At 65.8% G+C, this 4,359-nt stretch carries 5 protein-coding genes; all 5 read left to right on the plus strand.

The window, feature by feature from the left end:
• Positions 1-628: hypothetical protein (locus NTX40_08615; protein ID MCX5649140.1), on the plus strand; the 628-nt coding region annotated here is incomplete at its 5' end.
• An 83-nt stretch (positions 629-711) separates the two neighbouring features.
• Positions 712-1,218 carry an NAD(P)H-dependent oxidoreductase subunit E gene (locus NTX40_08620; GenBank protein MCX5649141.1) on the plus strand — a complete coding sequence of 169 codons (507 nt, stop codon included), beginning with the start codon at positions 712-714 and terminating at the stop codon, positions 1,216-1,218.
• Positions 1,215-3,140 carry a 4Fe-4S binding protein gene (locus NTX40_08625; protein ID MCX5649142.1) on the plus strand — a complete coding sequence of 642 codons (1,926 nt, stop codon included), beginning with the start codon at positions 1,215-1,217 and terminating at the stop codon, positions 3,138-3,140. Before NTX40_08620 ends, NTX40_08625 begins: the two co-directional genes overlap by 4 nt.
• Before the next feature lie 13 nt (positions 3,141-3,153).
• Entirely contained in the window at positions 3,154-3,936 is a 783-nt protein-coding gene (locus NTX40_08630; GenBank protein ID MCX5649143.1) for a 2Fe-2S iron-sulfur cluster-binding protein, read from the plus strand.
• A gap of 15 nt (positions 3,937-3,951) precedes the next feature.
• Positions 3,952-4,359, plus strand: a 408-nt coding sequence (locus tag NTX40_08635) for a carbon monoxide dehydrogenase (protein MCX5649144.1), incomplete at its 3' end; no start/stop codon positions are given.

Raw genomic sequence — 4,359 nt, forward strand, 5'->3', positions numbered from 1 at the left:
CCGGTACCTGGAGACGCACGCGCATCCGGATTTGTCGGCCCAAAATGTGGCGGACAGGCTTGCGGACACAGTGTCGGAGCTTTATGCCGGGGCCCCGGGCGACGATGTCAGCATCGCGGTCATCAAGGTCCGCACCAAACTGGTCGCCACGGTTTTGACAGGTCCGCCGGGGGAGGCTGCGTCGGACGAAAGGGTGTTGGCGCGGTTCATCAAGCGACAAGGGCTGCACATCGTGTGTGGCGGGACGACGGCGACAATCGTTTCCCGCCATCTCGGTCAGCCGCTGGAGGTTGACCTGGAGACAATGAAGCCCGATGTGCCCCCGCTGGCGCGGATGCAGAACATCGACCTGGTCACCGAGGGCATTCTGACACTGACCCGGACGAACGAACTGCTGCGCGCCGGCGCGGACAAACACACGGTCCAGTTTCGCAACGACGGCGCGGCCACGCTCGTGAGGTTGCTGTTAGACGTGGACTACGTTCACTTCATCGTCGGCCGGGCCGTCAACCCGGCCCACCAGAACCCCAGCCTGCCGGGGGAACTGGGCATGAAGTTGACCGTTGTCCGGGAGATTGCGGACGAACTGAAGAAACGCGGAGCGGAAGTGACGATTGAGTCGGTTTAGCGGCTGTTTCAATTCCCCCTCCCCCGGTGGGAGAGGGGGTTATGAAACAGCCTCTTAGCGGCTCTGGTTGAGGTCTAAGACGGATGGCCGAGAGCAAACTAACGGAAGAACAGATCGTCGCCGACATCGTGGATCGCTACGAGGGCGATGAAGGCATGCTGATCCCCATGATGCAGGATCTGCAGGCCGACTGCGGGTATCTGCCGGTGGATCAACTGCGCCGGCTGGCCGGGCGGCTCGACGTGCCCCTGAGCCGCCTGTACGCCGTCGCGACGTTCTACTCGTCGTTCCGCCTCGCGCCGAAGGGGCTGCACGAGGTGACCCTGTGCGTGGGGACGGTCTGCTATCTGAAGGGTGCGGGCCAGATCGCCGAGCGGATCTCGAAAGAGTTCCAGGTCGAGGCGGGCGGGACCACGCCGGACGGTCTCTTCACGTTCCAGCCGGTCAATTGCGTGGGCGCGTGCGCCCTGGCGCCGGTGATGATCGTGGACGGCAAGTACCACGATGGCGTGAGTCCTGACTCGGCGATGGAGATTCTCCGCGGCCTGCCCGCTGAGGAGGAGGCTGCTGAAACGGAGGCGGAAGCGTGACGGTCGTTGAGAGAAAACGTCTTTGCAGCCCGTCCGACCTGGCCAACCGGCGGGAAGGGCTGCTCAAGTCGAGGAGCCGCTCGGCGAGGTCCGTGCGGGTCTGCATCGGCACGGGCTGCGCGGCCAAGGGGTCACGGAAAGTCTATGACCTTTTCACCCAGGCGGCCAGGGAAACCGACGCGCGGGTCTTGGCCGTCAAGTGCGTCGGGTGCCACGGCTTCTGCCAGCGGGGTCCCATCGTGGTCATCCAGCCCGGGGACCCCTCGACTGCACTCGGGGCAGGCGTCTTCTACCAGCAAGTGGAAGAACCGGACGTCGCGGAGATCTTTCGCGAGACGGTGCTCGGCGGCCGGGTGGTCGAGCGGCTCCTTTACGAGGACCCGGCGACCGGAGAACGAGCCAGGACGGCCGACGGGATCCCCTTCTACAAGGCCCAGCAGCGGATCGTTCTGGCGGGGAACGGTGTGATCGATCCGACAAACATCGACGATTACATCGGTGCGGACCCGTCGGCCTCGCCCGGCGAGACCGCCGGTGCGGGCGGCTACAGTGCCTTAGTGAAGGCCCTTACGACGATGACGCCCGAGCAGGTGCTCCAGGAGGTGGAACGCTCGGGCCTCCGCGGCCGGGGCGGCGGCGGGTTCCCCACGGGCCGAAAATGGCGTTCGTGCCGCAATGCTGCCGGCGAACCCAAGTACGTCATCTGCAACGGCGACGAGGGCGACCCCGGGGCGTTCATGGATCGTTCGATTATGGAAGGCAACCCGCACTTGGTCCTCGAGGGAATGATCCTCGGCGCCTACGCCATCGGTTCATCTCAGGGTTACATCTACGTTCGGAACGAGTACCCCCTCGCCGTGGAGCACCTGCGGCGGGAGATCAGACAGGCGCGCGAACTGGGACTCCTGGGCGAAGAGATTCTCGGCACGGAGTTCTCGTTTGACGTCCGGATCAATCGCGGCGGCGGGGCTTTCGTGTGCGGCGAGTCCACCGCCCTGATGGCTTCGCTCGAGGGGCGGCCCGGAGAACCGCGGGCCAAGTACGTCCACACGGTCGAGCATGGCCTCCATGACAAGCCGACCAATCTCAACAACGTGGAAACGTGGGCGAACGTGCCCGCCATCGTCAACCGCGGCGGCGAGTGGTTCGCCTCCATCGGCACCGAAAAATCCACCGGCACCAAGGTCTTCAGCCTCGTGGGCGACGTCGTGAACACCGGTCTGGTGGAAGTGCCGATGGGGATCACGCTGCGACGGATCATCGAAGAGATCGGTGGCGGCGTCCAGGGAGGCAAGGCGTTCAAGGCCGTCCAGACGGGCGGACCGTCCGGCGGATGTATCCCGGCGGAGAACCTTGACGCCCAGGTGGACTTCGACCAACTGACGAAACTCGGCTCGATGATGGGTTCCGGCGGCATGATCGTCATGGACGAAGATACGTGCATGGTGAACGTCGCCCGGTACTTCACGAACTTTCTGCGGGACGAGTCGTGCGGCAAATGCACCCCGTGCCGCGAGGGACTCGCCCAGATGCTTCACATCCTGGACCGGATCACCCACGGCGAGGGGGAGGCCGGCGACGTCGAGCGCCTCCAGACGATAGCGGTGCTGCTCGAGGGCACCGCGCTGTGCGCCCTGGGGAAGACCGCCGCCAACCCCGCGCTTTCGACCATCCGCTATTTCCGCGACGAATACAATGCCCACATCCTCGAAAAGCGGTGTCCCGCCAAGGAGTGCCGGGGCCTGTTCCGTTACAAGATTGACGCGGAGGCCTGCAAGGCCTGCGGCCTCTGCAAGAAGCACTGCCCGGTGGACGCCATCTCGGGCGAAAAGAAGGTGCCCCACGTGATCGACCAGCAGAAGTGTACTCTCTGCGGGATGTGTTTCGAGAAGTGTCCGTTCGACGCGGTCCTGAGGGTCTAGAGGAGTCTGTGCGGTGCCCACGGTGACAATAGACGGCGTGAAGGTCGAGGTGGAGACGGGCGCGACGATTCTCGACGCCGCCCGGAAGGCCGGCCTGTGGATTCCGACCTTGTGCTACCACCCGGCCGTTTCGCCTCCCGCCACGTGCCGCGTCTGCATGGTTGAACTGGACCGCGGCGACTGGAAGCAACTGGTGACGGCGTGCAATTACCCCGTCCGCCGGGATATTACCGTAAGCGTTTCGGGCGAGCGGGCCGTCCAGGCCCGAGCCGGGGTCATGCAACTCCTGCTGGCGCGTGCGCCCGAGAACGAGGACCTCAAGGCGATGGCCCGCCGCATGGGCGTCGAGGGCACCCCTTATCCCACGGTCACGGTGAGCCAGCGCGATTGCATCCTGTGCGGCCTCTGCACGGCCGTGTGCGACGAGGTCCTCGGCTGTGCGGCGATCGGTTTTTCCGGTCGCGGCCAGGACCGCGCGGTCAGCCCGCCCTTCAGGCAACCGTCCGAGGATTGCATCGCGTGCGGCGCCTGTGCCGCCGTCTGTCCCGTCGGAACCATTCAGATCCGGATTCACGAAGAGGAGGGCGAGATCGAGATCTCGCCGTTCAAGGCGCGGGCGAAGTTGCTCACGTGCGAGGCGTGCGGCGAACGCGTGGTCAGCCTGCCGGTGTCCGAAGAAGCCCTCAAGAGGGCCAAAAACGACTGGGAGGAATTTCGCCGGCTCGCACGGTTGTGTCCCAAGTGCAGGCGCAGGGGCGCGGCCGCGCGGTTGGCGGAGTCGTCCTCCGCAACGTAACCGAGGAGAGTCCGAATGGATCCGAAGAAGATGTCGTGCGACCCGGCGGCGCAGGAGATGCTGGCGCGGATGGCCGAGGCTGGAATCGAGACCGCCTGGGACCGCCTCGAGGCCCAGGAGCCGCAATGCGGCTTCGGCCAACTCGGCCTCTGTTGCCGCATCTGCAACATGGGCCCCTGCCGGATCGACCCGTTCGGCGAGGGGCCGCGGCGCGGCGTGTGCGGGGCCGATGCCGACACCATCATCGCGCGCAACTTCCTGCGTGCGGTGGCGGCGGGCGCCAGCGCCCACTCGGACCACGGCCGGGGCGTCGCCCACACGTTCCTGGCGATGGCGCGCGGCGAGGCGCCGGACTACGGCATCAAGGACCGCAAGAAACTTCTGGCGCTCGCCAAGGAGATGGGCATCGCAACCGACGGCCGC

Source organism: Planctomycetota bacterium (genome assembly GCA_026387035.1).
Taxonomy (GTDB): Bacteria; Planctomycetota; Phycisphaerae; order FEN-1346; family FEN-1346; genus JAPLMM01.

Excerpts from the sequence above, each read along its gene's own strand:
- NTX40_08620 (MCX5649141.1), top strand. The coding sequence starts at position 712 with ATGGCCGAGAGCAAACTAACGGAAGAACAGATCGTCGCCGACATCGTG.